The following is a 23,940-nucleotide window of genomic DNA, read 5'->3' as shown; positions in this document are numbered from 1 at the left end:
CGTCGGCAGACGTTAAAATTCGTCGCATCCCATTCCGCTTTTCGTTTTTTCAATGCCTTCGACACGCGCATCATCCACGCATCTCGTCCTCATTCCGAGCTACAACCCCGGCGAGAAAGTCGAAGAAACGGTGCGGGGCGCGCGCGAGCAGTGGAATCCGGTGTGGGTCGTCGTCGATGGCAGCACGGACGGCAGCGCCGAACGCCTCATGAGAATGGCCGAAGCCGATCCGGACCTGCGCGTGATCGTGCTGCCGGAGAATCGCGGCAAGGGCGCAGCGATTCTCGCGGGCCTCGACGAAGCCGCGAAGCTCGGCTTCACGCACGCGCTCACGATGGACTCGGACGGCCAGCATCCCGCCGCGCTGATCCGCACGTTCATGCAAACGTCGATGAACGCGCCCGACGCGATGATCCTCGGCCGCCCGAAATTCGACGCCAGCGCGCCGCAGTTGCGCGTGCAGGGACGGCGTATCTCGAACGGCTGGGCGAATCTCGAAACGCTGTGGATGGGCATCGGCGATTCGCTGTACGGCTTTCGCGTCTATCCGATAGCGCCGCTCGCTTCGCTAATGCGCAGGCAGCCCTTCATGCGCCGCTTCGACTTCGATCCAGAGGCGGTCGTGCGTCTGTGCTGGCGCGGCGTGCGCCCGATCAACCTCGACGCGCCCGTGCGCTACTTCACGCCGGAAGAGGGCGGCGTCTCGCATTTTCACTATGGCCGCGACAACGCGCTGCTCACGTGGATGCACGCGCGTCTGTTCTTCGGCTTCGTGCTGCGATTGCCGCTCCTCATCCTGCGAAGACTCAGCGGACGATGATCAACGCGGATCGCTGACCGTCGAGTTCATCGTCACGCCCGCGATCACCGTGTTCTTCAACGCGATGTCGTGCACGTTGTACGCGTAGATCGGGCCGGGCGTCGTCGCGGTGGCGGGACCGGCGGCGGCCGGCGTGCCGAAATCGCAATCCGTGATGGTGACGCCGGTGATCGCGGGAATCGCCGGCGTGGGCGCGGGCCCGTTGTAGTCGAACGCGACCGGACCTTGCGCGACGATCGCCTGAAAGCACGAGCCCGTCACGCCGTTCAGCGACACATTGCTCGCCTTCACGTTCGAGATATTCACGTTCTGCACGAGCGCGGGCCGCGTGCGGATCGCGTCCTTCGACGGCTGATAATCGCAATCGAACGTGATGATCCCGCCTTGCGATGCCGACGGATTCGCCGCCGTCGCCGTCACCACGCCGATGGGCACCGTCGAGTTGATCGGGCTGCCCGCGAGCATGCTGCTGCCGTAGCCCGAAGGCGTGAGGCTCACGCCGTTGGGCAGCGTCACGTTGTCGACGTAGAAGTCCTTCACGAAGCCGCCGCGATTCATGTTCGTCTTGACGCGGATCGCGATGTTCAGCGAATTCGTCGCCCAGAACTTGTTGAGCATCTGCAGGTTGCGCGCATAAATCTTCTGGATGCCGCCGCCCATTTCGCTGCCGAGCGTGATGCCGCCGTGGCCGCTGTTCATCGTGCAGTTCTGGATGACGTGGTTCTGCGCCGGGCCGTATTGCGTGTCGAGATCCTTGCCCGATTTGATCGCGATGCAGTCGTCGCCGGTGTTGAACGTGACGTTCTCGCAGAGGACCATGTCGCACGCGTCGGGGTCGAAGCCGTCGTTGTTCGGGCCGATGCTGTCCACCGTCACGCCGCGCATCACGACATTCTCGCAATCGGTCGGATGATGCTGCCAGAACGGCGTGTTGTTCGTGCGATAACTTTCCATCAGCACGTTGGTGCAGCCGATGAATTCGACCATGCAGGGCCGCAGATAATGCCCGATGCCGAAGATGCGCTTCTCGATCGCGACACCCGCTTCCGATAGCGCGGGCAGGTAATTCTGGTCCTGCTGCCAGGGCGTGGCGGGATCGGTGAGCTTGGCGTAGAGCGCATCCGGGATGCCGGGCACCGCGGTTTTCAGATCGACGTTGTTCGGATTGACCGATGCCTGCGAAGGCGTCGACGAATTCACGCAGCCGTAGACGCCGCTGTTGCCCTTCCACGTCCACCAGCACGTGGCCGTGTTGCCGCTGCCCGCGAACGGTGTCATCGCCTGGCCGTTGAGCACGGATGTGTCGCCTTCGCCCGTCACGGCGATGTTCTTCTGGTTGCGCGCGTAGACCGGCGGGCCGTAGTTGAGGCAATCGTTGGCCTGCCAGCGGCTGTAGTAGAGCTTGCCGTTCGCGCCGCAGTCGATCGGGCCGTCCTTCGCGTAGTCGGCGGGATTCGGGCTGAAGTAGATCGTGCAGTTCGCGGAGAGATGGAAATCGACGTTGGACAGCAGCACGATCGGCCCCGCGCAGTACCAAGTGCCCGCGGGCACGACGACATGGCCGCCGCCCGCCGCGTTGCATGCCGCGATGGCCGCGAGAAACGCGGGGCGCGAGTCGAACGAGCCGGGCGCGTTGGTCTGGTCCGCGCCGGTGGACAGCGGCGATTTCGCCGGATCGGTGTACGGATTCGTCGCCGCGACGACCGCGCAGGGCTTCGCACCGTAATCGGTGACGGGGAACTGACGGTCGGGGAACATCGACTTCGACACGCTCTGCAGCGCGTTCACGATCTGCGTCGCCGAGCCGGACGAGCCCCAGATCGGGTCTTGCGCGGCGGGCGGCGTCGTGCCGGAGCTGGAACTGGAGCCGGAGTTGTCGTCGTGGCCGCCGCAGCCGGCGAGCACGCCGAACGTGCTCATCGCGCCGATGAGCGGCGCGCCCGCCGAGATGCCGGCGAATTTCACGAACGTGCGGCGCGCGGCGGATCGTACAGCCGGTGCGTTTTTCGGTTGCTTCATCGATGTCTCCTTGTGTGTGTTCTGCAGGCGCGCGACGACGCGCGGACGCGGCGGCGGCCGATTTGGGGCGTATGTGAAGGAAGAGAAAACGCGCGTCAGCGCGGCGTCAGCGCAGGACGTTGCCGGGTACACAAACGATGTCGTACAACTATATCGCGACGAAGCATGACGTCTCCAGCCATGTGGGGTGCGCGCGTGGGGCCGCGCGTCATGGAGCAAACGTTAGCGGAGTTGGCTAGGCGGCGTCAAGCGGGGCTAACATGTAGGCCGATTGCGAAATAGGACGTCGTATTTTTATGCGGCCGTCTTCAGCACGAGCCGGGCTTCCAGCCCGCCGCCTTCGCGATGATGCAGCGTCAGCGACGCGTCCATCGCGAGCGTGAGCTGGCGGGCGATGGCGAGGCCCAGCCCCGTGCCGCCCGTCTGCCGGTTGCGCGAGCCTTCCAGCCGCACGAACGGCTCGAACACCGCTTCCAGCGATTCATCGGGAATGCCCGGTCCGCGATCGAGCACGGAGATGACGGCGCGGCCATCGTCGCGCGTGGCGACTTCGATCTCGGCCGCGCCGGAATACTTGATCGCGTTATCGACGAGATTGCCCACGACGCGCTTCAACGCCTGCGGGGGCGCCATCAACGCACCGCCGATGCTGCCGGAGAGCGTGACCGTCTGCCCGGCGTCGAGATAATCGTCGACGATGCTTTCGAACAGCGCGTCCGGATCGATGCGGCGCGGCGCCTCGTTCGTGCCGTGCAGCGTGCGCGCGTAGGTCACGCCTTCCTTCACGAGCGATTCCATTTCCTTCAGGTCCTGCTGGAGCTTCGCGCCGGTCGTCTCGTCGTCCATCACGTCGACGCGCAGGCGCATGCGCGTGATCGGCGTCTGCAGGTCGTGCGTGATCGCGGCGAGAATCTGCATGCGCTGGGTCATGTACATCGAGACGCGGTCCTGCATCGCGTTGAATGCCTTCGCCGCGCGCGCGACTTCCTCCGGGCCGGATTCGGGCAGACGCTCGGCCTTGAGATCGGGGCCGAGCGTATCGGCGGCGCTGGCGAGGCGCTTGAGCGGGCCGGTCGCGAGACGCACCGCGAGCCAGCAGCACGCGCCGAGCACGATCAGTTGCAGCACCAGAACCAGCGGCAGCCAGCCGGACAAGGGCGTGCCGGCCATCGGACGCATGTCGATGGTGAGCGGCGAGCCGTCCGTCAGCTTCAGATGCACCTGGAAGCGCTCCTTATCGCCGGGCACGGCATTGACCGTCAACGGATACTTCTTGCCGATGCCTTCGCCGATCGAGCGCGCGAAGCGCTCCGAGAGCGCCGCATCGGGCGGCGCGCCGCTTTCGTCGGTGATGCCCGGTCCGAGGATGAACATGTAGCTGCGCCGCGCGAGACGCGGCAGCCACGCCGCGCGTTCGTCCGGCGGCAGATGATCGAGCAACGCGACCGAGCTCGCGACCTCGCGCTCGACGTAGCCCATCATCACGTTGGTCATCGATTCGTCGCGTTCCCGCATCGTCAGAAGGAACGAGAAGGTCTGCGCGAGCGCCAGCCCGACCACGAGTATCAGCGCGAGCCGCGCGAACAGCGTTCGCGGCCAGTGCAGCAGGGAATGCGACGACAGCGTGCTCATTCGGCAGACCCGAGCGGTTTGACCTCGGCCGAGAACACATAGCCCTCGCTGCGCAGCGTCTTGATGTAGCGCGGCTCGCGCGCGGTGTCGCGCAGACGTTGACGCAGACGCGACACGAGCAGGTCGATGGAACGGTCGAACGCATCGGCCTGACGGCCTTGCGTCAGATTCAGCAGTTGATCGCGCGTGAGCACGCGCTGCGGATGATCGAGAAACACGCGCAGCAGCCGGTATTCCGCGCCCGAGAGCGAAACCATCGTGCCTTCGGCGTCGAGCAGATGACGCGCGGTGGTGTCGAGGCGCCAGTCGCCGAATCCGAGCATCGGCGATGCTTCGGTCACTTCCATCCCCGGCGGCAGCATGCGCGTGCGGCGCAGCACCGAGCGGATGCGCGCGAGCAGCTCACGCACGGCGAAGGGCTTCGGCAGGTAATCGTCGGCGCCCATTTCGAGGCCGAGAATGCGGTCGGCTTCCTCGTTGCGCGCGGTGAGCATCAGCACCGGCACGTCGCGGAACTTGCCCGCGCGCAGCTCGCGGCACAGCACGAGGCCGTCTTCGCCGGGCAGCATCAGATCGAGCACGATCAGATCCGGCGCGCCTTGCTGCTCCAGCACGGCGCGCATCTGCCGGCCGTTCGCCGCGAGCGACACGCGCATGCCGTTCTTCTCCAGATAGCTTGCGAGCAGCTCGCGAATGCCGCGATCGTCGTCGACGATCAATACGTGATCAGTGGTTTCCATCGATGGATCGTTGTCGTTGACGCTTGAGTTGCACCCGGCTCGGGCTGACGAGCAGACACTGAACCGGATGGGCCATTTCCGTCGCGATCCCGCCGACGAGAAAGGCGAGGACCGCCAGCATGCGTTTCATTCGAAGCTCCCGCCGATGACGCGATGACTGCGTTATAGCGCGCCCCGGCGGATGTTTTGTATCGCAGTGTATCCCGCATGCCGCGCGATACATAACATTGCGCAACGCGGCATGTCCCGACACAAGCGGGATACGCGCGCGCAGTCCAATGCGGTCATGCCGATGCGAACGTCGGCCGGCCGGGGCGGCAGGTTCATCGAGGACCGCCCCGATTTCCACCGCATATCAAAGGACTTCGTCATGCTCGCCGGAATCAGAAAGGCAGCCGCATGCGCCGGTTTGGCCGCGTGCGCCGCCATCGCGCCCGCGCACGCCGCCGCGCCCGCAAGCGCCGATATCAACGCCAACGCAGCGCCGGAATTCGCCGGCATCGACAAGTGGCTCAACAGCGAGCCGCTCACGCTCGCGCAGTTGCGCGGCAAGGTCGTGCTCGTCGATTTCTGGACCTTCGCGTGCGGCAACTGCGTCAACACGCTGCCCGCCGTGAAGTCGTGGCACGCCAGATACAAGGACAAGGGGCTCGTCGTGGTCGGCGTGCACACGCCCGAGTTTCCGTTCGAACAGGACACGCATAACGTGCAGCGCGCGATCGAGCGCTTCGGCATCACGTATCCCGTCGCGCAGGACAACCGCTATGCGACCTGGGCCGCGTACGGCAATCAGTACTGGCCGGCGTTCTATCTCATCGACAAACACGGGCGCGTGGCCTACACGCACGTCGGCGAGGGCGATTACGCGCAGACCGAGGCCGCGATCCAGAAGCTGCTGGCCGAGCGCTGAGCGGGCCTTCGTATCGCAATGTATCTGGAACGCACGCGATACAAAACATTGCACAGCACCGGGTTTCCCGACACAAGCCAGATACCTCCGGGGATTCAAATACACACAACGACGGCTCACGAGTGAAACGCAAGACAGGCACCCGCGAAGCCCAAGTGACGTAACTCATTCAACCGACTGATTGATCCGCTCAAGGAGAAACACCATGAAATCCACGATCGTTGCATTTGCTCTCGTCGCCGGCGCTTTGACGGGCGTGGCTCACGCCGCCGTGACCAGCAACCCGATGAGCGTGCAGACCGAACAGGCCGTCGCCAAGCACGCGTACGAAGGCAAGACGCGCGCCGAAGTGAAACGCGAGCTGGTGCAGGCTCAACGCGATGGCCAGATCGCCGCGTTGCGCAGCCTGTACCAGGGCAGTTGATTAGCTTGCCAACCCGTTTTCGAATTCACGAAGAGAGAGGCACATCATGATCAAGCAATTCGTCACCGCCGCAGTCATCGCCGTCAGCGCCGTCGCCGCCGGTTCCGCATTTGCCAGCAGCGGTTATGGCCCCGCGCCGCACTACGACCCGCTCGCGGGAGCACCCGCATCGCAGCGCGGCGTGAGCGCGCAGACCATCGCCAATGAAAGCGCCGCCATGCCGATGCAAGCCTACGGCGGCATGAGCGACACGGTCTCGCAATCGGGCGCGCGCGGTGCGGCGACGAACGACGTCGCCAGGCTTTTCGCGCATCACTGAGCCATTCGACTTTCCAACATCATCGAACGAGGAATTCATCATGACCCAGATCGACACCGTCCTGTACACCGGCAAAACCCGCGTCGTCGGAGGCCGCGAAGGCTTCGCGAAGAGCACCGATGGCCGTCTCGACGTGAAGCTGTCGCCGCCGGGATCGACGGGCGCGGGCACCAATCCCGAGCAGATGCTCGCCGCGGGCTGGTCCGCGTGTTTCATCGGCGCGATGGGCAAGGCCGCCGCGAAGCTGAAGACGCGTCTTCCCGCCGAGACCGCCGTCGATGCGGAAGTGGACCTCGGCATGGCTGGCGAAGCGTATCTGCTGCGCGCGCGCCTGAACGTGAGCCTGCCGGGCATCGAGCGCGCGGTGGCTGAAGAGATCGCGAGCATGGCGCATCAGACTTGCCCGTACTCGAAGGCGCTGAAGAGCAACATCGACGTGACGATCAAGGTGGTCTGACGCATTTCATCGGCGCGATCCGGTCCGGTAGACTTGGCGCTTCATCGACCAGGCAACGAGCCGACATGGACCGAATCGACGCGATGAAGGTGTTCATCGCCACGCTGGACGAGGGCAGTCTGGCGGGCGCGGGGCGGCGGCTCGGCCGTTCGCCGGCCGCCGTGAGCCGGGCCATCGCCTTTCTCGAAACGCACACCGGCACGGCGCTGCTTCATCGCACGACGCGCACGATCAAGCTTTCCGAAGCCGGCGAGCGTTATGCCGCCGCGTGCCGCCGCATCCTCACCGATCTCGAAGAAGCCGACTTGCTGATCGCGCATGAACGCTCCGCGCCGCGCGGGCTGTTGACGATCACCGCGCCCGTCGCCGCCGGCGAAGACCTCCTGCGACCGATGCTCGACGATTTCATCGCGCGCTTTCCCGCCATATCCGTGCGCCTGCAGATGCTCGACCGTCCCGTGAGTCTGATCGACGAAGGCATCGATGTCGCGCTGCGCATCGCGCATCTGTCCGACTCGACGCTGATCGCGATTCCCGTGGGCGAAGTGCGGCGCGTCGTGGCCGCGTCGCCGCGCTATCTCGCGAAGCATCCGCGCATCAGGAAGCCCGCCGATCTCGCGCAGCACCAGATCATCTCGATGACGCATTTCGGCCTCGATTCATGGAGCTTTCCGACGTCGAGCGGTTCCACGATTCCGCAAGTCGTGCAGTTCGCGCCGCGCTTCATCGTGAACACGGTGCGCGCCGCGGTGGCTTCGGCTGTCGACGGGCACGGGATCACGCGGCTCTTTTCCTATCACGTCGCAAAGGAAGTGAAGGACAAGTCGCTGCGAATCGTGCTGCCGGATAGCGAGCACGCGCCGCTGCCGGTGCATCTGCTGACGCCGCATGGACGGCTCGCGGTGCCGAAGGTGCGCGCGTTCGTCGACTTCGCCACGCCGCGTCTGCGACGTCATTTCAGGCAATTGCAGCTCGATTCGACCGCTTAGCGGAAGAGTGTCTTCCCGTTGGCGTCGATTCTCTCTGCGCGCGATGGAATATAGACTGGCCTTCATCGAAGGGCGCGTAGACCGTGCCCGATGCAGCGATGGAGGCAGTCATGCGATACGCAGTCTTGAATCAAACGGAGCGCGGGGCGTTCCAGGTCTGGCGCGGTGTGTTGGCCGGCGCCAGCGCGAGTCTGGTCGGCATCGGGCTCGCGCGCTTCGCCTACACGCCGCTCTTGCCGGCGATCATCGGCGCGCACTGGTTTCCGGCGTCGACGGCGGCTTATCTCGGCGCGGCCAATCTCGGCGGCTATCTCGCGGGCGCGCTGGCGGCGGGTCTCTTCGCGCGTCACGCGCGCGCGGCGACCATTCTCCGCGCGATGATGGTCCTCGCCACCATCGCGTTCGTCGCGTGCGCGTTTCCCGTGTCGTTTCTGTGGTTCTTCGCGTGGCGCTTCCTGTCGGGCATATCCGGCGGCGCGCTGATGGTGCTCGCCGCGCCGACGATCATCGCGCATGTCGCGCCGTCGCGTCGCGGCTTCGCGAGCGGCGCGATCTTCACGGGCATCGGGCTCGGCATCGCCGCGTCGGGCACCATCGTGCCGCTGCTGCTTCGGCAAGGGCTCACCCAGACGTGGCTCGGACTCGCGGTGGTGTCCCTGCTGCTGACGATCGTCGCGTGGAACGGATGGCCGTCGCAGGATGCGCCGGCCCCCGCGCAGCCGCATGAGCACAAGCAGGCGAAAGCGCCGTCGCCGCCCGCGCTGCGTGCGTTGTTCGTCGAGTACGCGCTCAATGCGGTTGGCCTCGTGCCGCATATGATCTTTCTCGTCGATTTCGTCGCGCGCGGTCTCGGCAAGGGCGTCGATGCGGGCGCGGAGTTCTGGGTGCTCTACGGGCTCGGCGCGATCGCGGGTCCGCTGCTCGCTGGCCATCTCGCCGATCGCGCGGGCTTCGGCCGTGCGTTGCGGGTCGCGTATCTGCTTCAGCTCATTGCCGTCGCGTTGCCTGCGGTATCGTCGAATTCCGGTTTGCTGATGGTGTCGAGCGTGATGGTCGGTGCGTTCACGCCGGGCATCGTGCCGCTCGTGCTGGGACGCGTGAACGAACTGCTCGCGCATCATCCGGCGTTGCAGAAGGGCGCGTGGAGCCGTGCGACCACCGGATTCGCGGTGCTGCAGGCGCTCGCGGCGTATGGATTGTCGTTCCTGTTCTCCAGCAGCGGCGGCGATTATCGGTTGCTGTTCATGATCGGCGCGGCGGCGCTCGCGATTGCGCTGGCGGTCGATCTGTTCGCCGCGTTGAAGCGCAGATGAACCGCTCGATCGCGTGATGCGCGCCGCGCGCATCGCGCGTCTTAAGCTTCTCTTAAGGTTCGTTTAAGCCTTACGCCTTACGGTAGCGGACTTCTTTCGCCCGTCGCCGACCCATGCCGCCGCATCCGCATAGACATCCACTCATGACGCGCCTCTGATCGCGTCATGCTCAAATTCCATCTCTTCTTCATCGTCTTCATCTTCGCGAGTCTCGTGCCGCTCATCGCGCACGCGAAGCGCGTCATCGCGAAACCCGTCGTGCAGGCGCGCGCCGCGATCGCCGTCGATCTGACGAGCGGCCGCACGCTCTATTCGAAGCACGCCGACGAGCGCATGCCGGTCGCATCGCTCACCAAGCTGCTCACCGCGATGGTCGTGCTCGACTCGAAGCGCTCGCTGCTCAAGCCCGCGCGCATCACCGATGCCGACGTCGATCGCCTCAAATGGTCGCGCTCGCGTCTGCCCGTCGGCTCGTTGCTCTTGCGTAGAACGATGCTGCATATCGCGCTGATGTCATCGGAGAATCGCGCCGCGTTCGCATTGAGCCGCGATTATCCCGGCGGCCGGGCGGGCTTCGTGCGCGCGATGAACCACACCGCGAAGCGCCTGCACATGAAGCGCAGCCATTTCGTCGATCCGACCGGTCTTTCGCCGCGCAACGTATCGACCGCGCGCGATCTCACGAAGCTCGCGCGCGCGGCGTATCGCTATCCGACGATCCGCGAATACGCGACCTCGCATCACAAGCTCGTGCTCGGCGGAGCGGGGCCGCTGATGTATCGCAACACGGACCCGCTCGTGTATGACGCGGCGTGGCGCGTCGGCTTGCAGAAGACCGGGTTCACGAACGAAGCGGGGCATTGCCTGATCGTCGTCGCGTCGGTGCATGGGCGTCCGACGCTCTTCGTTATTCTCGGTGCGCCGGGCGTGCACGGGCACTTTCAGGATGCGGCGAACCTCCGAAGCTGGCTGCTGAAACGTTCGATGCAACGTCGCTAGGAACACTCAGCCCGCAACGAGCGATTCCTCGGTGACCGGCCGGTCGTCGATCGGAAAGTGCAGCAGCGCCGCGACGAGACCCGCGATGGCCGTCGCGCCCCAGATCAGCGAGTACGAACCGGTCGTATCGAACACATAACCGCCGAGCCACGCGCCGAGAAACGAGCCGAGCTGATGGCTGAGAAACACGACACCGAACAGCGTGCCGAGATGCCGCGTACCGAACACCTTCGCGATCAGCCCATTGGTCAGCGGCACGGTGCCGAGCCAGGTCAGGCCCATCACGGCGGCGAAGATGACGACGGAGACGCTCGTCGTCGGCAGCAGCACGAAGAGCGCGATCGTGCCGCCGCGAATCAGATAGAGCCACGCGAGCACGTGATGCTGCCGCCAGCGTCCGCCGAGCCAGCCGCATCCCCAGCTGCCGATCATGTTGAACAGGCCGATGAGCGCGAGCGCCGTCGCGCCGAGCCCGACCGGCATGTGGCACAGCATCAGATAGCCCGGCAGATGCGTCGCGATGAACGCGAGCTGGAAGCCGCACGTGAAGAAGCCGAGCGTCAGCAGCCGATAGCCGCGATGACGCGATGCATACGCGAGCGTTTCGCGCAGTGACATCGCGGCGGGCTGCGCGTGCGTTTCATGCGATGCCGATGCCGATGCCGATGCCGATGTCGATGCCTTGTGCCGGCGGCTCGCGCGATCGAGCACGATGCCGAGCGGCGCGGCGAGCAGCAGCACGAAAGCGAGCGCATAGAGCGACGCCGCCACGCCCGCATGCAAGCGCACTCCCTGCGCGAACGGCACCATCAGCACTTGCCCGAGCGAACCGCCGGCGCTCGCGAGACCCATCGCGACACTGCGCGTTTGCGGCGATGCGACACGTCCCACTGTCGCGAGCACGACGCCGAAGCTCGTGCAACTGATGCCGATGCCGACGAGCAGGCCGAGCCCGAGCACGAGCATCCATCCCGATGTCGCGGCGGCGGCGAGCGCGAGCCCGGCGGCGAACGTGGCCGCGCCCATCGCGACGACGGGCGCGGCGCCGTAACGGTCGGCGGCGGCGCCCGCGAACGGCTGCGCGAATCCCCACACGAGGTTGTGCAGTGCGATTGCGAAGGCGATCAGCGTGACGGGCAAGCCGCGATCGAAGGAAAACGGCCCGATGAAAAGCCCGAAGGTCTGGCGCACGCCCATGGCCGCGCTGAGGATCAACGCGGCGGCGCCGATGAGCGCCCACGCCGCCGCGCGGTTGGTGCTCGTGCCGGTGTTGCTGCTGGTGCTCGAAAGGGACGACATGGTTCGAATTCCTCCTTGCGGCCATCGTCGCAGGCGAACGTCCGTGCTGGCAAACGAAAAGTTTTCGCGGACGGTTGAGCCCAATTCAATCGTGACGGTCCGCTTTCTCGCTTTCGGCGAATTCCTTAGCCTGCTCGACGAGCCAGTTGCGGAACGCGGCGAGATCCGCGCGGGCGCTCGCTTGCGGCGTCTCGCAGAGCCAGTACGCGGTCTGCGTCTCGACGCGCATCGGCGATGCCTCGACGAGCACGCCCGCCGCCAGTTCGCGATCGACGAGCGGCCGCCGCCCGATCACGACGCCGAGTCCGGCCGCGGCGGCATCGAATGCGAGTTGCACGGTATCGAAGCGCAGGCCGCCGCGAAGATCGAGGCCGTCGATGCCGGCGCCGTCCATCCATGCCTGCCAGTCCTGGCTCGCGGTATCGACATGGATGAGCGCGGCGCGCGTGAGATCGGCGATGCCGTCGGCGCCGGTCAGTATCGCGCGATACGCCGGGCTGCAGACGGGCACGAGACGCTCGCCGAAGAGACGCTGCCACGATGCGCCATCCACCGGGCCGCGCGAGAGGCGCAGGCCGAAATCGAAGCCATCGACGGGAAAGCCCGCCTGGCGCCGCGATGTGTCGACGCTCACGTCGATGTTGGGCCAGCGTGCGCGGAAATCCGCGAGACGCGGGACGAGCCAGCGGGCCGCGAGCGTCGGCGCGCACGTGACGGCGATGGTGCGGCGCGTGCGCTTGTCGGGCAGCGATTGCGTGCCGACCGCGATGAGCGAGAACGCTTCCGCGATATACGGCAGATACAGCTCGCCGGCGGGGCTCAGCGACAGGCCGCGCGGCTCGCGCACGAAGAGCTCGACGCCGAGCATCTCCTCGAGCGCGCCGATGCCGTGGCTCACGGCGCCGGGCGTCACGTTGAGCTCGGCGGCGGCGAGCTTGAAACTGCGATGGCGCGCGGCGGCTTCGAAGAGACGCAGCGCGTTGAGGGGAGGGAGGCGCAGGGGCATGTTGGCGTGTGGGATCGACGGCGTTCGCGCTTATATTGCCATCCCTCGCCGCGAACGATGTCAGCGGGCCGGCTCGCGCCGCGTTTTCCACCAGTCCCGGGCGCGCCTCGCGATGAGCCTGTACGGCGGATTGGCGAACAGCACCGCCGCACCCAGCGCGATGCAGCCGCAGACCAGAAACGTGCCGCGATAGCCGAGCGCCGCCACGAGCGCGCCGGACAGCACGCCCGACAGAATCGATCCGACGCGCGATGCGTTGAAGAACAGCGCGGTGGCCGAGCCGGGGCTGCGCGGCATCAGGTCCTGCATGTAGGTCATGCCGAGGCACGACGTCACCGATACGACGAACGCGTTGAAGGCCTGCATCGGAATCAGGAAGTGGACGTTCGGCGAGGCCGCGACCGCCACGAAGTAGATCAGATGCACGACCGCGCAGGACGCGAGCCAGCGCTGCTTGTCGAGGCGCGACGCGCGTGCGCCGAGCGCGAGCATCATCGGGATTTCGAGCAGCGCGCCGAGCCCGAGCATGACCGATACGTCGATGCGCGTGCCGTGCATGCCGTGCACGACGTAGAGCGGCAGCACGATCATGGTCGCGCTCGCGGCGAGCCCGATGAGCGTCATCGCGACGGTGGCGCGTCCGATCTCCGCGCGCGTGTGCGACGCACCGGCGTGCGGCGGCACGAGTTCCTCGGTGTCGGGCGCGGTCACTTCGAGCAGCGACGACGGATCGCCCGCATAGTGCGCGGGCGCGCTGTGCGGGTCGCCTTTGGGCGAATCGTGCATGCGCCAGACGATCCCGCCGCACGCGACGAAACACGCCGCCGCGAACAGAAACAGGCCATAGAAGCCGGCGGCCGCCAGCACCAGCGCGCCGACGGACGGACCGAAGACCCACGCCATCGAAAGAACGGTGCGCAGCGTTGCGAGCGCGAGCGACCGTTCGGCTTCGTCATCGACGGGCAATGCTGCGCGCGCGAAGGAGAACACGAGCGACATCGCGGAGCCGCCGGCGCCGAGGAACGCAATGCCGATCGCGACCAGCGCCGCGTAATTGCGCACCACGCACAGCAGCAGGAAACCGAGCGACGAAGCGATGAGCGCCGCAAGCAACAGTTCGCGGTGGTGGCCGCGCCGGTCGGACCATTTGCCGGCGAAGGCGCTGGCCACGACGCCGCTCGCGGCGATCACCGTCATGAAGACGCCGAGCTTCAATGGGCTCATGTCCGCTTGCTCGACGCTGAAGAGCGACAGATAAGGCGCGGTGAAGGACATCGCGACGCCGAGCATCAGGGTGGCGCCGGCAAGCGGCAGAAAGAAGGGAATGCGTGTGAGACCGAGCAGGCGAGTGTTCATCGGGGCGGGGATCGGCGCGTGCGGTGAAGCCGGACGGAGAAATCGTCCGTCGGCTGCAATTCGCGTTCCGCGCGCTGGAAGGAAGCGCGCGCGGACCAGCGCACAGTTTGCCATCGTGGAAGTGCTCGTACGTAAAACTGTGAGCGTTGCACCGCGCCGTATCTCGGCACTACTTCACGGTATACGTATCGCGTTTGAAAATTCGAAACGGTTTTTATGTACGTTCCGATCCGACGTAAAACGGGCTCGAGAAACAGTTGTTGACGTAATTCGATCCAGACAACGAGTATAGAGAAAACCGACGTAATCGCCACGCGTCAACGTCCAGGAATTATCTGCCGCCTCTCGAAGGCCGCCGTGAGTCGGATGAGACGATCACATTGCGTTCTTGGAACGCGTCGGATATGCATCAAACACTGGACTACTTGATTTCGGAATGGTGCGTTCGATCAGTCCGGCCACTGTCGCGGGAGAGGTCGTCCAGATGGCGCTGGTTTCCAACGTCAGACATCACGGCCGACGATCACTTCTTTGAAAATTCAATTCTCGTTAGTTCAAGGTCTGAGGTCATACGGGTCAGCAACTTTTGCGACGGGCGACTGCTTCACATAAAAAGGGCGACGCTATGCAGCGCCGCCCATCCATAAGAGCGCCGTCAGAAACGTTACCGCGCCTTGCCCGCCTTCCAAGCCGACAGCAGTTGCTCATACTTCACAGTTTCGCCCTTCGGTTTTTCGTTGGCGAGCCGCTTCCAAGGCGCGTGCTGGTCGGACAGCCACTTGGACGGATCGCTTTGCGCATTGAGCTCCGGCGCGCATACCTTCATCCCGGCCCGTTGCAAACGGGACAACACCTGATCCATTTCCTTCGCGAGGTTGTCCATTGCAGCCTGCGGCGTTTTTTCACCGGCGACAGCGGTGCCGACGTTCTTCCACCAGAGTTGCGCCATCTTTGGATAGTCGGGCACGTTGTTGCCGGTCGGCGTCCACGCGACGCGCGCCGGGCTGCGATAGAACTCGATCAAGCCGCCGTACTTGTCCGCGTTTTTCGTGAAGTAGTCGCTATGAATGTCGGAGTCGCGAATGAACGTGAGACCGACAATCGACTTCTTGAGCGACACGCTCTTCGACGTAACGAACTGCGCGTACAGCCACGCGGCGGCTCGCTGATTCGGCGGCGTCGACTTGAAGAACGTCCACGAGCCGACATCCTGATATCCGTTTTGCATGCCTTCCTTCCAGTAAGCGCCGTGCGGGGACGGCGCCATGCGCCACTTCGGCGTGCCGTCCGCATTCGTGACGTTGCCCGGCTTGAGCATCGACGCTGTGAACGCGGTGTACCAGAACACCTGTTGCGCGATCCGGCCTTGCGCGGGCACAGGACCAGCCTCGCTGAAGGTCATGCCCGACGCTTCTGGCGGCGCGTATTTCTTGAGCCACTCGATGTATTTGGTCGTCGCGTAGACTGCCGCCGGGCTGTTGGTGCCGCCGCCGCGCGACACCGACGCGCCTACCGGATGACAGCCGTCGGGCGTCACCCGAATGCCCCATTCGTCGACGGGCATGCCGTTCGGAATCCCTTTGTCGGCTTCGCCCGCCATGGAAAGCCATGCGTCCGTGAAGCGCCAGCCGAGCGATGGGTCTTTCTTGCCGTAATCCATATGACCGTAAACTTTCTCTCCGTCGATGTTTTTCACATCGTTCGTAAAGAATTCGGCGATGTCTTCATACGCGGACCAGTTGACCGGCACGCCGAGATCGTAGCCGTATTTCGCCTTGAACTTGTCCTGGAAATCCTTGCGTGCGAACCAGTCGGCGCGGAACCAGTAAAGGTTCGCGAACTGTTGGTCGGGAAGCTGATAAAGCTTTTTGTCGGGCGCGGTCGTAAAACTCGTGCCGATAAAGTCTTTCAGGTCAAGACCGGGGTTGGTATATTCCTTACCTTCGCCCGCCATGTAATCGGATAGCGGAACGATCACGCCATAGCGATAGTGCGTGCCGATCAGGTCCGAGTCCGAGATCCAGCCGTCGTAAATGCTTTGCCCGGATTGCATCGAGGTCTGCAATTTCTCGACGACGTCGCCTTCCTGAATGATGTCGTGCTTCACCTGAATGCCGGTGATTTCACTAAACGCGGCGGCAAGCGTTTTGGATTCGTAGATATGCGTGTCGATGGTTTCCGACACTACGTGAACCTCCTTGACGCCTTGCGATTTGAGTTTCGCCGCGGTGTCGATGAACCATTTCATCTCGTCCATCTGCTGCTGTTTCGAAAGCGTGCTTGGTTGAAACTCGCTGTCCACCCATTTCTGCGCCTCAGGCGTGCCCGCCAGAGCCTGATTCGCGAAGGCACCTGACACGATGCTTGCCAATGCCAGCGCGACGATCCGTCTCCTCTGATGCATGGTCTTCTCCTGTGTCTTCCGTGCCCCTTCGGCCTTGTCGGCGCCCGCTGGGGGCATCAGCGGAACCGGCAGTTTCCAGTCTTCATTGCATGCGTCCGCTTTCTAGCCCTTCCACATGATCGCGAGCACGATCAGCATCGAGGCTGTGAAACCCGGCCAGGCGCTCGAGCCCTCGGCGCTGATTGCGAGCCACGCGAGATTGACATACGCGGCAGTCAACAGGCCGATGAACAGACGATCACCGCGAGTCGTCGCGATAGGCAGAAAGCCCTTGCGTTCATGACTTGGCGAGCGCAGTTCCCATACCGTCATGCCGCCCAGCATAACGACTATGCAGGCGAAGAAGATCGCCACCTCAGGCGTCCAGTACATCCAGGTGAACATCACACCCTCCCCATGGCGAAGCCCTTCGCGATGTAGTTGCGCACGAAGTAGATCACCAGCGCGCCGGGAACGATGGTCAGCACGCCCGCGGCCGACAGCACGCCCCAGTCCATACCGGCCGCCGACACGGTCCGCGTCATCACGGCAGCGATAGGTTTCGCGTTGACCGAGGTCAGCGTGCGCGCGAGCAGCAGTTCGACCCAGCTGAACATGAAGCAGAAAAAGGCCGTGACGCCGACGCCCGACTTGATGAGCGGCAGGAAGATTTTCACGAAGAAAGCGGGAAACGTATAACCGTCTATGTACGCGGTTTCGTCTATTTCTCGCGAGACGCCCGACATGAAGCCTTCGAGAATCCACACGGCAAGGGGCACGTTAAACAGCATGTGCGCAAGTGCGACGGCAATGTACGTGTCGGTCAGGCCGACGCTCGAATAGAGCTGGAAAAACGGCAGCAGAAATACGGCGGGCGGCGTCATGCGGTTGGTGAGCAGCCAGAAGAACATGTGCTTGTCGCCGAGAAAGCGATATCGTGAGAACGCGTACGCGGCAGGCAGCGCGACCAACACCGACATCACCGTGTTCATCAGCACGTAGATGATCGAATTGATGTAGCCCCAGTACCACGAAGGATCAGTGAAGATCACCTTGTAGTTCTCGAACGTCACGTGCTGCGGCAGCGTGGCGAACGTCGACATGGTTTCCTCGTTCGTGCGCAGGGAGATCGAAAACATCCAGTAAAGCGGAATCAGGACGAACAGCATATAGACGACGAGCATCAACGTCCGCATCCAGCGGCGCTTATCCTGCATGGTCGTCTCCTTGCGCAGCGGGTCCACCTTTGCCTACGCGGCTCATCCAGTTGTAGAGAATGAAGCACAGCAGCAGAATGATCAGGAAATAGATCAGCGAGAAAGCCGCAGCCGGGCCAAGATCGAACTGACCGACCGCTTTTTGGGTCAGATACTGACTGAGGAATGTTGTGGAATCGCCGGGCCCGCCGCCTGTCAGCACGAACGGCTCGGTGTAGATCATGAAGCTGTCCATGAAGCGCAGCAGCACGGCGATCATCAGCACGCCGCGCATCTTCGGCAATTCGATGTAACGGAATACCGCAAAGCGGCTTGCGCCGTCTATTTCCGCGGCCTGATAGAAGGCGTCCGGAATCGCGCGCAAGCCCGCATAGCACAGCAGCGCGACGAGCGGGGTCCAGTGCCAGATGTCCATCACCAGCACGGTGATCCATGCGGCCGTGGGACTCGCCGTGTAGTTGTAGTCGAAGCCAAGACGATTGAGCCAGTAGCCGAGCAGTCCGATATCCGGGCGCCCGAAGATCTGCCAGATCGTGCCCACCACGTTCCACGGAATCAGCAACGGCATGGCAAGCACGACGAGTGTGGCCGATGCCCGCCATCCCGAAGCCGGCATCGAAAGTGCGAGGCCCACGCCCAATGGAATCTCGAACAGCAGAACGCACGCCGAGAAAATGACCTGTCTGCCGAGCGCTTCGCGCAAATCCGGATCGGTCATGATGTTGCGAAACCACTCCGTACCGACGAACACATGCTGCGTCGGGCCGATGATGTCCTGCACCGAATAGTTGACCACCGTCATCAGCGGCAGGATCGCGGAGAACGCGACGCAGATGAACACCGGCATGACCAGCAACCATGCTTTCTGATTGACGGGCTTGTTCATCGCGCGGCCCCTTCGACGATGCGTGTTTCGATTCTTTCGTCGTTGCAGAAGTACACGGTTTCAGGCGCAACGAGATGCAGCCAGGCAGGTCCGTCGAAAACCCGCACATGCGGCTCGAGCCTCGCATTGAAAACATGGCCGTCGCATTGCAAGGTAACCAGTTGATAGTTGCCGAGCTGCTGCGCGCGCAGCACCCGCGCGTCCACCGCGCCGGCTCCTCCTTCCTGCGAGAGGCGGACGAATTCCGGGCGAATCCCCAGCTTAAGCACGCCGTTTGCCTGCTGATGCGCGCCCCGCAGCGTCGCAAGCGTGCCGGCGTCGAGCGGCAAGCGCTGCGAGCCGATTTTTGCGCCGTCGGCGTCGAGCTCGATCGGACAAAGGTTCATGCCCGGACTGCCGATGAAGTAGCCAACAAAAGCGTGATCCGGCCGCAGAAAAAGCGCATCGGCTCCCCCTTTCTGAACGACGCGGCCATTTGTCATGACCACGACTTCGTCGGCGAAAGTCAGCGCTTCTACCTGATCGTGCGTCACGTAGATGAGCGTGAGCTTGAGTTGCTGGTGGATCTTCTTCAACTCGCGGCGCAGCATCCACTTCATCGCCGGGTCGATCACGGTCAACGGTTCGTCAAAGAGGATCGCCGCGACGTCCCTGCGCACGAGGCCGCGCCCGAGCGAGATCTTCTGCTTGGCGTCGGCGGCCAGATTGCTCGCCTTGAGCGGCAGGTCGCGCGTCATATCGAGGATATCCGCGACTTCGTGCACGCGCTTCGTGACCTCGGCGACTGACAACTTGCGATTACGCAGCGGAAACGCGAGGTTATCGAACACGGTCATCGTGTCGTAGACCACGGGGAACTGGAACACCTGGGCGATGTTGCGCTGACGTGCGCCGAGCGCCGTCACGTCGCGCCCGTCGAACAACACCTTGCCCTCCGACGGCTTGACGAGTCCCGAAACGATATTCAGCAGCGTGGTCTTGCCGCAACCCGATGGACCGAGCAACGCATAAGCGCCGCCGTCATCCCAGACCATGCTCATGGGTTGAAGCGCGTAATCGTCGACCGTCGCGGGGCTCGGTCTGTACGCGTGTGCGAGATTTCTAAACTCGATGCACGCCATAGGCTGCCTCCGGGCTGGACACCAGTTGGGTCTCTGCGCCGAACACAAACAGTTCCTGAGGGTCGATGAAAACGTCGAGCTGCGTGCCGAGCTCGATCTGATGCACGCCCTGCAACTGCGCAACCAGGTTGACCGCGCCGGTCAGCGTGCGCAAGTGCAGGTACGTTTCGGAGCCGCTCAGTTCAGCGAGTTCGAGCCGGCACGGAACGGCGATCGCATGAGAGGCCTTCGCCTGAAGACGCAGATGCCCCGGCCGGATGCCGATGCGGCATGCGCCGTTCACAGCGGGACTGTGCTGGACTGGAACCTCCACGCCGATCGGCAGACGCGCGCGGCCGTTGCCGCAGTCGCTCGTCAGCATGTTCATCGGCGGGTCGTTGAAAACGGCCGCGGCCGCGACGTTGACCGGTGCGTTATAGACATCGAGAGTGGGACCGAATTGCAGAACTTGGCCTTTATCGACGATCGCCGTATAGCCGCCCAGCAGTAACGCTTCGAGAGGTTCGGTAGTCGCGTAGACGACGGTGGTGTTGCCGTCAGCGAAAAGCGTAGCCAGTTCCATGCGCAATTCCTCGCGCAGTTTGTAATCGAGATTGACGAGCGGCTCGTCGAGCAGCACCAGCGACGTACGCTTCACGAGTGCACGCGCGAGCGCGCAGCGCTGCTGTTGGCCGCCTGACAGTTCGCCTGGCCGCCGCTCCAGCAAATGATCGATATGCAGTTTGGCTGCGACTTCCCGCACGCGCCGGCGGATTTCAGCAGGATCGGTCTTTTGCAGGCGCAAAGGCGAGGCGATGTTCTCGGAAACCGTCATCGCCGGGTAGTTGATGAACTGCTGATAGACCATCGCGAGATTACGCTGGCGCACGCTGACGCCTGTCACGTTCTGGCCGTCGACGAGCACTCGGCCGTCGTTCGGCCTGTCCAGACCGGCCATCACGCGCATCAGCGTAGTTTTACCGGCCTGCGTGGGTCCGAGAAGCACATTGATGGCGCCTGGGACGAGGCGCAAATCCACGCCGTACAAATACGGTTGCCCGCCAGAAACGACACTGACTCGCTCCAGTTCCAGGACCAAATCGCTCTCCTTTGCGGCGTGCGCGACGCCAGTCGCAGAGGCGGCGCTTTAAGGTGGCGTCAATTGGGTTTCGCATGGATTACGTGCAGCAGCCAAAAATGTCCCTTTTGTTGGTTTGCGTTTAAATCGGGGTAAACCTTACGACAGGATGAAATGGAGAACATGGTCGGCGGGTTGGGGCAGATCGCCGTGAGATAGGTCGGAATGTAATGTTCACTCCATTTTCAGCGCACGACGGCGGCGATACGTCATGCCGCAGTTGGCGCAAGCCCGTTTTTGCGCATCATCGTATGGGCGGCGCGCGATTTAATCTCGGTCCTGACGAGCGAGTTGCTGAGGCCCATCGCTCGCATCACTGAGGCTGTGCGACTGCAACATGAAGCACATAGCGCGCAGTCGGGCGTATTAGCTATACGATTATTCGCGGGTGCGAAAGTCGCATTCTGCAGACAATGCCAGACTAGCGAGTCCCAAATTTTGGAAGTCGGCCACTTGCGGCCGTTCGGTTGTGCGCTCCGACGGGTATTCGAATGGCCGCGCGACTCGTATAGCGGACCATAGGCAACCTATTGTGCTCGCCGTGTCATTGGCGATTGCGGTCAAGCGAGATCCATTTTCCGGCCGCTTGGGCGTGAAGCAGATGTCCTTGCTCGACCCGTTGCCGAATCGCCCTGGCCTAAAAAATTGCACAAAGACATCTAAGTATCGATACGCCGAAGGTACGTGTCTCCCAACTTTGACTTAACGTTTTGATTCGGCCACCAACCAATTTCGCAAATCCACCATTGGCTGCTGGCTGACATTAACGATACCGTGCCCTGGACTATCGACATCCGCAATCAGGACCATGACCAGTGAAAAGGAAATGGCGACCGCGATCATCACAGGGCTTCTAACCGTTCCTGCCACTCCCCCATGGTATCCCATTGACCAAAGCGACAAGATCGCCAGCAGGTACAGCACCAACCAGAAATCGTTAGGAATTCGGCTACGCTCTCGAACCGTTTCTCGCTCTGCACGAACTTCGGTCACTCTGGCCACCGAACCTAGAAATTCGTCAACTCCGCCGGGAGATTGCGCGCCGACGGCGACGGCGTGTGCCCACAATCGATCGAGCAGCACTGTCGCGGCGATGGATTCCTGGGCTTTATCCAACCCGACCCAATGCAACCGGTCCTCCACATATTCGCGGAGAATCTGGCGCACGTCAGTACGATGCGGTTCCGGGATTACTCCGGCCAGCCGATAGGTTATCCGAACTGCGTTTGTCTCTTCGAGGAGCGCCATTTTCCTCGCGTGGAAAGCATCTGCCGCCATGCCGAACGTAAACGCAAGTAGAAATGCAAGTAAGCCAAGCGTGGTGCCGACCATCGCGCCGACGGGCGCCTCTTTTTCTCTCTCCTCTTCCTGTTCGGTCCGCAGTTGTCTTTTCCTCGCGCGCCGGTAACCTAACTCGACTGATAACAGCGAGAGCATTAGAGTCGCGATGAAAACAAACCAAGTCGGCAGACTACTAAATGGCAGAGGGCTGTTCATCTGAGGATCACCTTTGACAAGGTCAACGCTTTCATCTTACGTCAATGCGTCGACCGGAATCATCGAATCTTGGCGAGGACTGTCGAACCGCCGGTCCGTTCAAAAGACACCTTTAGCGGTGCGGGTCTCACCGACACGGCGTGACTGATCCTCTGCCTTGCATGGTCAGGATGCCTGGCATCCGACTCTTGGCCTTCTCCGGGTTGGCGTGCTGGGAGCGCCAGGGCAGTTTGTTTACCCGGGCGATTAGCACACTCGTACGCATGCCCCTTGATAATCCGCTCGAGATACCTGACGCGCATCGGTAACACGGAAATAGTTGAGGAGAGGTGTAGAACAAGACGGCAATTCATCAGCGGGCGACTGTAGGTCAGCGGCTCCGGCATATCCGGCAACCTCTTTCCCACAGAGGCGAATACACAGGAAGTCTGTTCTGTGGCGTCCACTCCGGCTTGTCGTGCGCGGCGTGACGTGTAGTCTCGGTGCCGCTTGCGTTTGCGCACAGGCATTACAACGTGGCGTGTTCAGCGGTCGGAATCGGGCCGAAGAAGATTGCCTTCAATTGTTTTCGACCAATGATATGCGACAGCTCCGCCATCACGCAGTAGTTAAGAATCAGAGTCACGAGAAGAATCCGGATGGCCCAGAAATGCGCCCAATTCTGTTCGGAAAGCTGCTTGTGAAATGCCGCCATGAGACTTGGCGAGGCCTTCCAGTAGTCGTACAGGCGTTCGAGGAAGTGGATCAGCAGCGCTGCGAACTGCTGTTCTTGTCCGGATGATAGCGTTGGCTCAGGGCCTTATATGCCGCGCGGATGACCTATGGTGGCGCGTTACGCGAAACCTTTAGCTTGTCATAATGGGTACGCTGTCGAGACATGCGTGCGAGCCATAATCTGTTTGTCTCTGTCTTACGGCATTCGTCGCTTGTCTCGGTGCAACGCTGGTCATGCCGACTTTGCGGGTGCCCTGAAGGCTTGAATCACTGACCGCTCCGGGCTCAAGAAGGGACGCAGCGACAAGGAATATCGAAAGATCGCTGAGGGTCGAAGACGATGATTTGCAGTAGCCTCTTACGCCGAGGTTACCGCGCTCGTTACATTCGGTTCGACCGCTGGCGCGGGTACGTCGACTACCGTCGACTTTTTCGCCGCAACCTGTTTCGTCGCCGCTTTCCTAACGGTAACCTTTTTAGCCACCGTCTTCTTTGTGGCAGGCGCGGCCTTCTTTGCTGACTTGGCGATTGACGCTTTCTTCACTGCCGCCGTCTTGGTTGCAGTCTTCTTCGCCGCTTTCTTCACGGCAACCTTCTTCGTCGCTTTCTTGGCAGGTGCCGATTCAGATTTTGCCGACACAACCTCTGGCTTTTCGATCAGAAATTGCGTTCGATCCTTGGCCGTTGCTAACCAGGCCGGCGCACGACCGCGACCGCTCCAC

23 protein-coding genes and 2 pseudogenes are annotated in these 23,940 nt (G+C 63.0%); 8 read left to right on the top strand and 17 right to left on the bottom strand.

The features are described 5' to 3' along the window. Positions 1–52 precede the first annotated feature (52 nt). Positions 53–820, top strand: a complete 768-nt coding sequence (locus tag AWB78_RS22470; protein ID WP_062608196.1) for a glycosyltransferase family 2 protein — start codon at positions 53–55, stop codon at positions 818–820. Here AWB78_RS22470 and AWB78_RS22465 read toward each other — a convergent pair whose 3' ends face one another. The 4 genes from AWB78_RS22465 to AWB78_RS47695 form a co-directional block, all read right to left on the bottom strand. After that, positions 821–2,839 (bottom strand): glycoside hydrolase family 28 protein, encoded by a 2,019-nt coding sequence (locus tag AWB78_RS22465; RefSeq protein WP_062608195.1) that lies wholly within the window; start codon positions 2,837–2,839, stop codon positions 821–823. It abuts the gene before it with no gap. 294 nt (positions 2,840–3,133) lie between these two features. Continuing rightward, positions 3,134–4,471: a sensor histidine kinase gene (locus tag AWB78_RS22460; protein WP_062608194.1), complete on the bottom strand. Its 1,338-nt coding sequence runs from the start codon at positions 4,469–4,471 to the stop codon at positions 3,134–3,136. Then, positions 4,468–5,211, bottom strand: coding sequence for a response regulator (locus AWB78_RS22455; protein ID WP_062608193.1), 744 nt, complete (start codon positions 5,209–5,211; stop codon positions 4,468–4,470). Before AWB78_RS22455 ends, AWB78_RS22460 begins: the two co-directional genes overlap by 4 nt. Continuing rightward, entirely contained in the window at positions 5,198–5,341 is a 144-nt protein-coding gene (locus AWB78_RS47695) for a hypothetical protein (RefSeq protein WP_167390430.1), read from the bottom strand. Before AWB78_RS47695 ends, AWB78_RS22455 begins: the two co-directional genes overlap by 14 nt. Positions 5,342–5,581: 240 nt before the next feature. On the opposite strand from AWB78_RS47695, the gene AWB78_RS22450 reads away from it, so the two are divergent. The 7 genes from AWB78_RS22450 (at position 5,582) to AWB78_RS22420 (ending at position 10,622) form a co-directional block, all read left to right on the top strand. Then, positions 5,582–6,121, top strand: coding sequence for a thioredoxin family protein (locus AWB78_RS22450; RefSeq protein WP_062608255.1), 540 nt, complete (start codon positions 5,582–5,584; stop codon positions 6,119–6,121). A 205-nt stretch (positions 6,122–6,326) separates the two neighbouring features. Then, positions 6,327–6,545, top strand: coding sequence for a DUF4148 domain-containing protein (locus tag AWB78_RS22445; RefSeq protein WP_062608192.1), 219 nt, complete (start codon positions 6,327–6,329; stop codon positions 6,543–6,545). 46 nt (positions 6,546–6,591) lie between these two features. Then, entirely contained in the window at positions 6,592–6,864 is a 273-nt protein-coding gene (locus AWB78_RS22440) for a hypothetical protein (protein ID WP_062608191.1), read from the top strand. A gap of 40 nt (positions 6,865–6,904) precedes the next feature. After that, positions 6,905–7,321: an organic hydroperoxide resistance protein gene (locus AWB78_RS22435; RefSeq protein WP_198399322.1), complete on the top strand. Its 417-nt coding sequence runs from the start codon at positions 6,905–6,907 to the stop codon at positions 7,319–7,321. Between the two features lie 65 nt (positions 7,322–7,386). Further along, positions 7,387–8,310 carry a LysR family transcriptional regulator gene (locus tag AWB78_RS22430; protein WP_062608190.1) on the top strand — a complete coding sequence of 308 codons (924 nt, stop codon included), beginning with the start codon at positions 7,387–7,389 and terminating at the stop codon, positions 8,308–8,310. Positions 8,311–8,420: 110 nt separating this feature from the next. Next, on the top strand, positions 8,421–9,623 hold the full coding sequence (locus AWB78_RS22425) for a YbfB/YjiJ family MFS transporter (RefSeq protein ID WP_062608253.1): 1,203 nt from the start codon (positions 8,421–8,423) through the stop codon (positions 9,621–9,623). A 165-nt stretch (positions 9,624–9,788) separates the two neighbouring features. After that, positions 9,789–10,622, top strand: a complete 834-nt coding sequence (locus tag AWB78_RS22420) for a serine hydrolase (RefSeq protein WP_062608189.1) — start codon at positions 9,789–9,791, stop codon at positions 10,620–10,622. A 6-nt stretch (positions 10,623–10,628) separates the two neighbouring features. Here the strand turns inward: AWB78_RS22420 and AWB78_RS22415 are convergent, their stop codons facing one another. From AWB78_RS22415 to AWB78_RS22360, 13 genes and pseudogenes are all read right to left on the bottom strand, one after another. Next, the gene (locus AWB78_RS22415) at positions 10,629–11,921 is read right to left on the bottom strand and encodes an MFS transporter (protein ID WP_062608188.1); all 1,293 of its coding nucleotides are present in this window, start codon (positions 11,919–11,921) and stop codon (positions 10,629–10,631) included. An 85-nt stretch (positions 11,922–12,006) separates the two neighbouring features. Further along, the gene (locus tag AWB78_RS22410; protein WP_062608187.1) at positions 12,007–12,927 is read right to left on the bottom strand and encodes a LysR substrate-binding domain-containing protein; all 921 of its coding nucleotides are present in this window, start codon (positions 12,925–12,927) and stop codon (positions 12,007–12,009) included. A gap of 60 nt (positions 12,928–12,987) precedes the next feature. Beyond that, positions 12,988–14,283 carry a sugar efflux transporter gene (locus tag AWB78_RS22405; RefSeq protein ID WP_062608186.1) on the bottom strand — a complete coding sequence of 432 codons (1,296 nt, stop codon included), beginning with the start codon at positions 14,281–14,283 and terminating at the stop codon, positions 12,988–12,990. A gap of 664 nt (positions 14,284–14,947) precedes the next feature. Beyond that, entirely contained in the window at positions 14,948–16,687 is a 1,740-nt protein-coding gene (locus AWB78_RS22400; protein ID WP_062608185.1) for an ABC transporter substrate-binding protein, read from the bottom strand. A gap of 102 nt (positions 16,688–16,789) precedes the next feature. After that, entirely contained in the window at positions 16,790–17,071 is a 282-nt protein-coding gene (locus tag AWB78_RS22395) for a DUF2160 domain-containing protein (RefSeq protein ID WP_062608184.1), read from the bottom strand. After that, complete coding sequence (locus tag AWB78_RS22390; protein WP_062608183.1) at positions 17,071–17,883, bottom strand: carbohydrate ABC transporter permease; 813 nt, start codon at positions 17,881–17,883, stop codon at positions 17,071–17,073. The genes AWB78_RS22395 and AWB78_RS22390 overlap by 1 nt, the downstream gene beginning before the upstream one ends. After that, positions 17,873–18,769, bottom strand: a complete 897-nt coding sequence (locus AWB78_RS22385) for a carbohydrate ABC transporter permease (RefSeq protein WP_062608182.1) — start codon at positions 18,767–18,769, stop codon at positions 17,873–17,875. Before AWB78_RS22385 ends, AWB78_RS22390 begins: the two co-directional genes overlap by 11 nt. Then, entirely contained in the window at positions 18,766–19,890 is a 1,125-nt protein-coding gene (locus AWB78_RS22380) for an ABC transporter ATP-binding protein (RefSeq protein WP_062608181.1), read from the bottom strand. Before AWB78_RS22380 ends, AWB78_RS22385 begins: the two co-directional genes overlap by 4 nt. Beyond that, a complete protein-coding gene (locus AWB78_RS22375; protein ID WP_062608180.1) occupies positions 19,871–20,968 on the bottom strand; it encodes an ABC transporter ATP-binding protein in 1,098 nt (365 codons plus the stop codon). The genes AWB78_RS22380 and AWB78_RS22375 overlap by 20 nt, the downstream gene beginning before the upstream one ends. 741 nt (positions 20,969–21,709) lie before the next feature. Next, positions 21,710–22,504, bottom strand: coding sequence for a bestrophin-like domain (locus tag AWB78_RS22370; RefSeq protein ID WP_082883395.1), 795 nt, complete (start codon positions 22,502–22,504; stop codon positions 21,710–21,712). 508 nt (positions 22,505–23,012) lie between these two features. Continuing rightward, the gene (locus AWB78_RS22365) at positions 23,013–23,198 is read right to left on the bottom strand and encodes a hypothetical protein (protein ID WP_062608178.1); all 186 of its coding nucleotides are present in this window, start codon (positions 23,196–23,198) and stop codon (positions 23,013–23,015) included. A gap of 56 nt (positions 23,199–23,254) precedes the next feature. Next, a pseudogene (locus tag AWB78_RS49770) lies at positions 23,255–23,383 on the bottom strand (DnaJ domain-containing protein); the annotation flags it as partial. A 193-nt stretch (positions 23,384–23,576) separates the two neighbouring features. Then, positions 23,577–23,940 (bottom strand): annotated as a pseudogene (locus AWB78_RS22360) (H-NS family nucleoid-associated regulatory protein); the annotation flags it as partial.

Origin of the sequence: Caballeronia calidae, from assembly GCF_900044055.2 — a bacterium.
Classification (GTDB): Bacteria; Pseudomonadota; Gammaproteobacteria; order Burkholderiales; family Burkholderiaceae; genus Caballeronia; species Caballeronia calidae.
The sequence above is the reverse complement of the archived record's forward strand: the minus strand, read 5'-3'. Positions and strand labels throughout refer to the sequence as shown.

Bases quoted from the DNA above. Each gene is read 5' to 3' on its own strand.
- AWB78_RS22470 (WP_062608196.1), top strand. From the start codon at position 53: ATGCCTTCGACACGCGCATCATCCACGCATCTCGTCCTCATTCCGAGC.
- AWB78_RS22465 (WP_062608195.1), bottom strand. From the start codon at position 2,839: ATGAAGCAACCGAAAAACGCACCGGCTGTACGATCCGCCGCGCGCCGC.
- AWB78_RS22460 (WP_062608194.1), bottom strand. From the start codon at position 4,471: ATGAGCACGCTGTCGTCGCATTCCCTGCTGCACTGGCCGCGAACGCTG.
- AWB78_RS22455 (WP_062608193.1), bottom strand. From the start codon at position 5,211: ATGGAAACCACTGATCACGTATTGATCGTCGACGACGATCGCGGCATT.
- AWB78_RS47695 (WP_167390430.1), bottom strand. From the start codon at position 5,341: ATGAAACGCATGCTGGCGGTCCTCGCCTTTCTCGTCGGCGGGATCGCG.
- AWB78_RS22450 (WP_062608255.1), top strand. From the start codon at position 5,582: ATGCTCGCCGGAATCAGAAAGGCAGCCGCATGCGCCGGTTTGGCCGCG.
- AWB78_RS22445 (WP_062608192.1), top strand. From the start codon at position 6,327: ATGAAATCCACGATCGTTGCATTTGCTCTCGTCGCCGGCGCTTTGACG.
- AWB78_RS22440 (WP_062608191.1), top strand. From the start codon at position 6,592: ATGATCAAGCAATTCGTCACCGCCGCAGTCATCGCCGTCAGCGCCGTC.
- AWB78_RS22435 (WP_198399322.1), top strand. From the start codon at position 6,905: ATGACCCAGATCGACACCGTCCTGTACACCGGCAAAACCCGCGTCGTC.
- AWB78_RS22430 (WP_062608190.1), top strand. From the start codon at position 7,387: ATGGACCGAATCGACGCGATGAAGGTGTTCATCGCCACGCTGGACGAG.
- AWB78_RS22425 (WP_062608253.1), top strand. From the start codon at position 8,421: ATGCGATACGCAGTCTTGAATCAAACGGAGCGCGGGGCGTTCCAGGTC.
- AWB78_RS22420 (WP_062608189.1), top strand. From the start codon at position 9,789: ATGCTCAAATTCCATCTCTTCTTCATCGTCTTCATCTTCGCGAGTCTC.
- AWB78_RS22415 (WP_062608188.1), bottom strand. From the start codon at position 11,921: ATGTCGTCCCTTTCGAGCACCAGCAGCAACACCGGCACGAGCACCAAC.
- AWB78_RS22410 (WP_062608187.1), bottom strand. From the start codon at position 12,927: ATGCCCCTGCGCCTCCCTCCCCTCAACGCGCTGCGTCTCTTCGAAGCC.
- AWB78_RS22405 (WP_062608186.1), bottom strand. From the start codon at position 14,283: ATGAACACTCGCCTGCTCGGTCTCACACGCATTCCCTTCTTTCTGCCG.
- AWB78_RS22400 (WP_062608185.1), bottom strand. From the start codon at position 16,687: ATGCATCAGAGGAGACGGATCGTCGCGCTGGCATTGGCAAGCATCGTG.
- AWB78_RS22395 (WP_062608184.1), bottom strand. From the start codon at position 17,071: ATGTTCACCTGGATGTACTGGACGCCTGAGGTGGCGATCTTCTTCGCC.
- AWB78_RS22390 (WP_062608183.1), bottom strand. From the start codon at position 17,883: ATGCAGGATAAGCGCCGCTGGATGCGGACGTTGATGCTCGTCGTCTAT.
- AWB78_RS22385 (WP_062608182.1), bottom strand. From the start codon at position 18,769: ATGAACAAGCCCGTCAATCAGAAAGCATGGTTGCTGGTCATGCCGGTG.
- AWB78_RS22380 (WP_062608181.1), bottom strand. From the start codon at position 19,890: ATGGCGTGCATCGAGTTTAGAAATCTCGCACACGCGTACAGACCGAGC.
- AWB78_RS22370 (WP_082883395.1), bottom strand. From the start codon at position 22,504: ATGAACAGCCCTCTGCCATTTAGTAGTCTGCCGACTTGGTTTGTTTTC.
- AWB78_RS22365 (WP_062608178.1), bottom strand. From the start codon at position 23,198: ATGGCGGCATTTCACAAGCAGCTTTCCGAACAGAATTGGGCGCATTTC.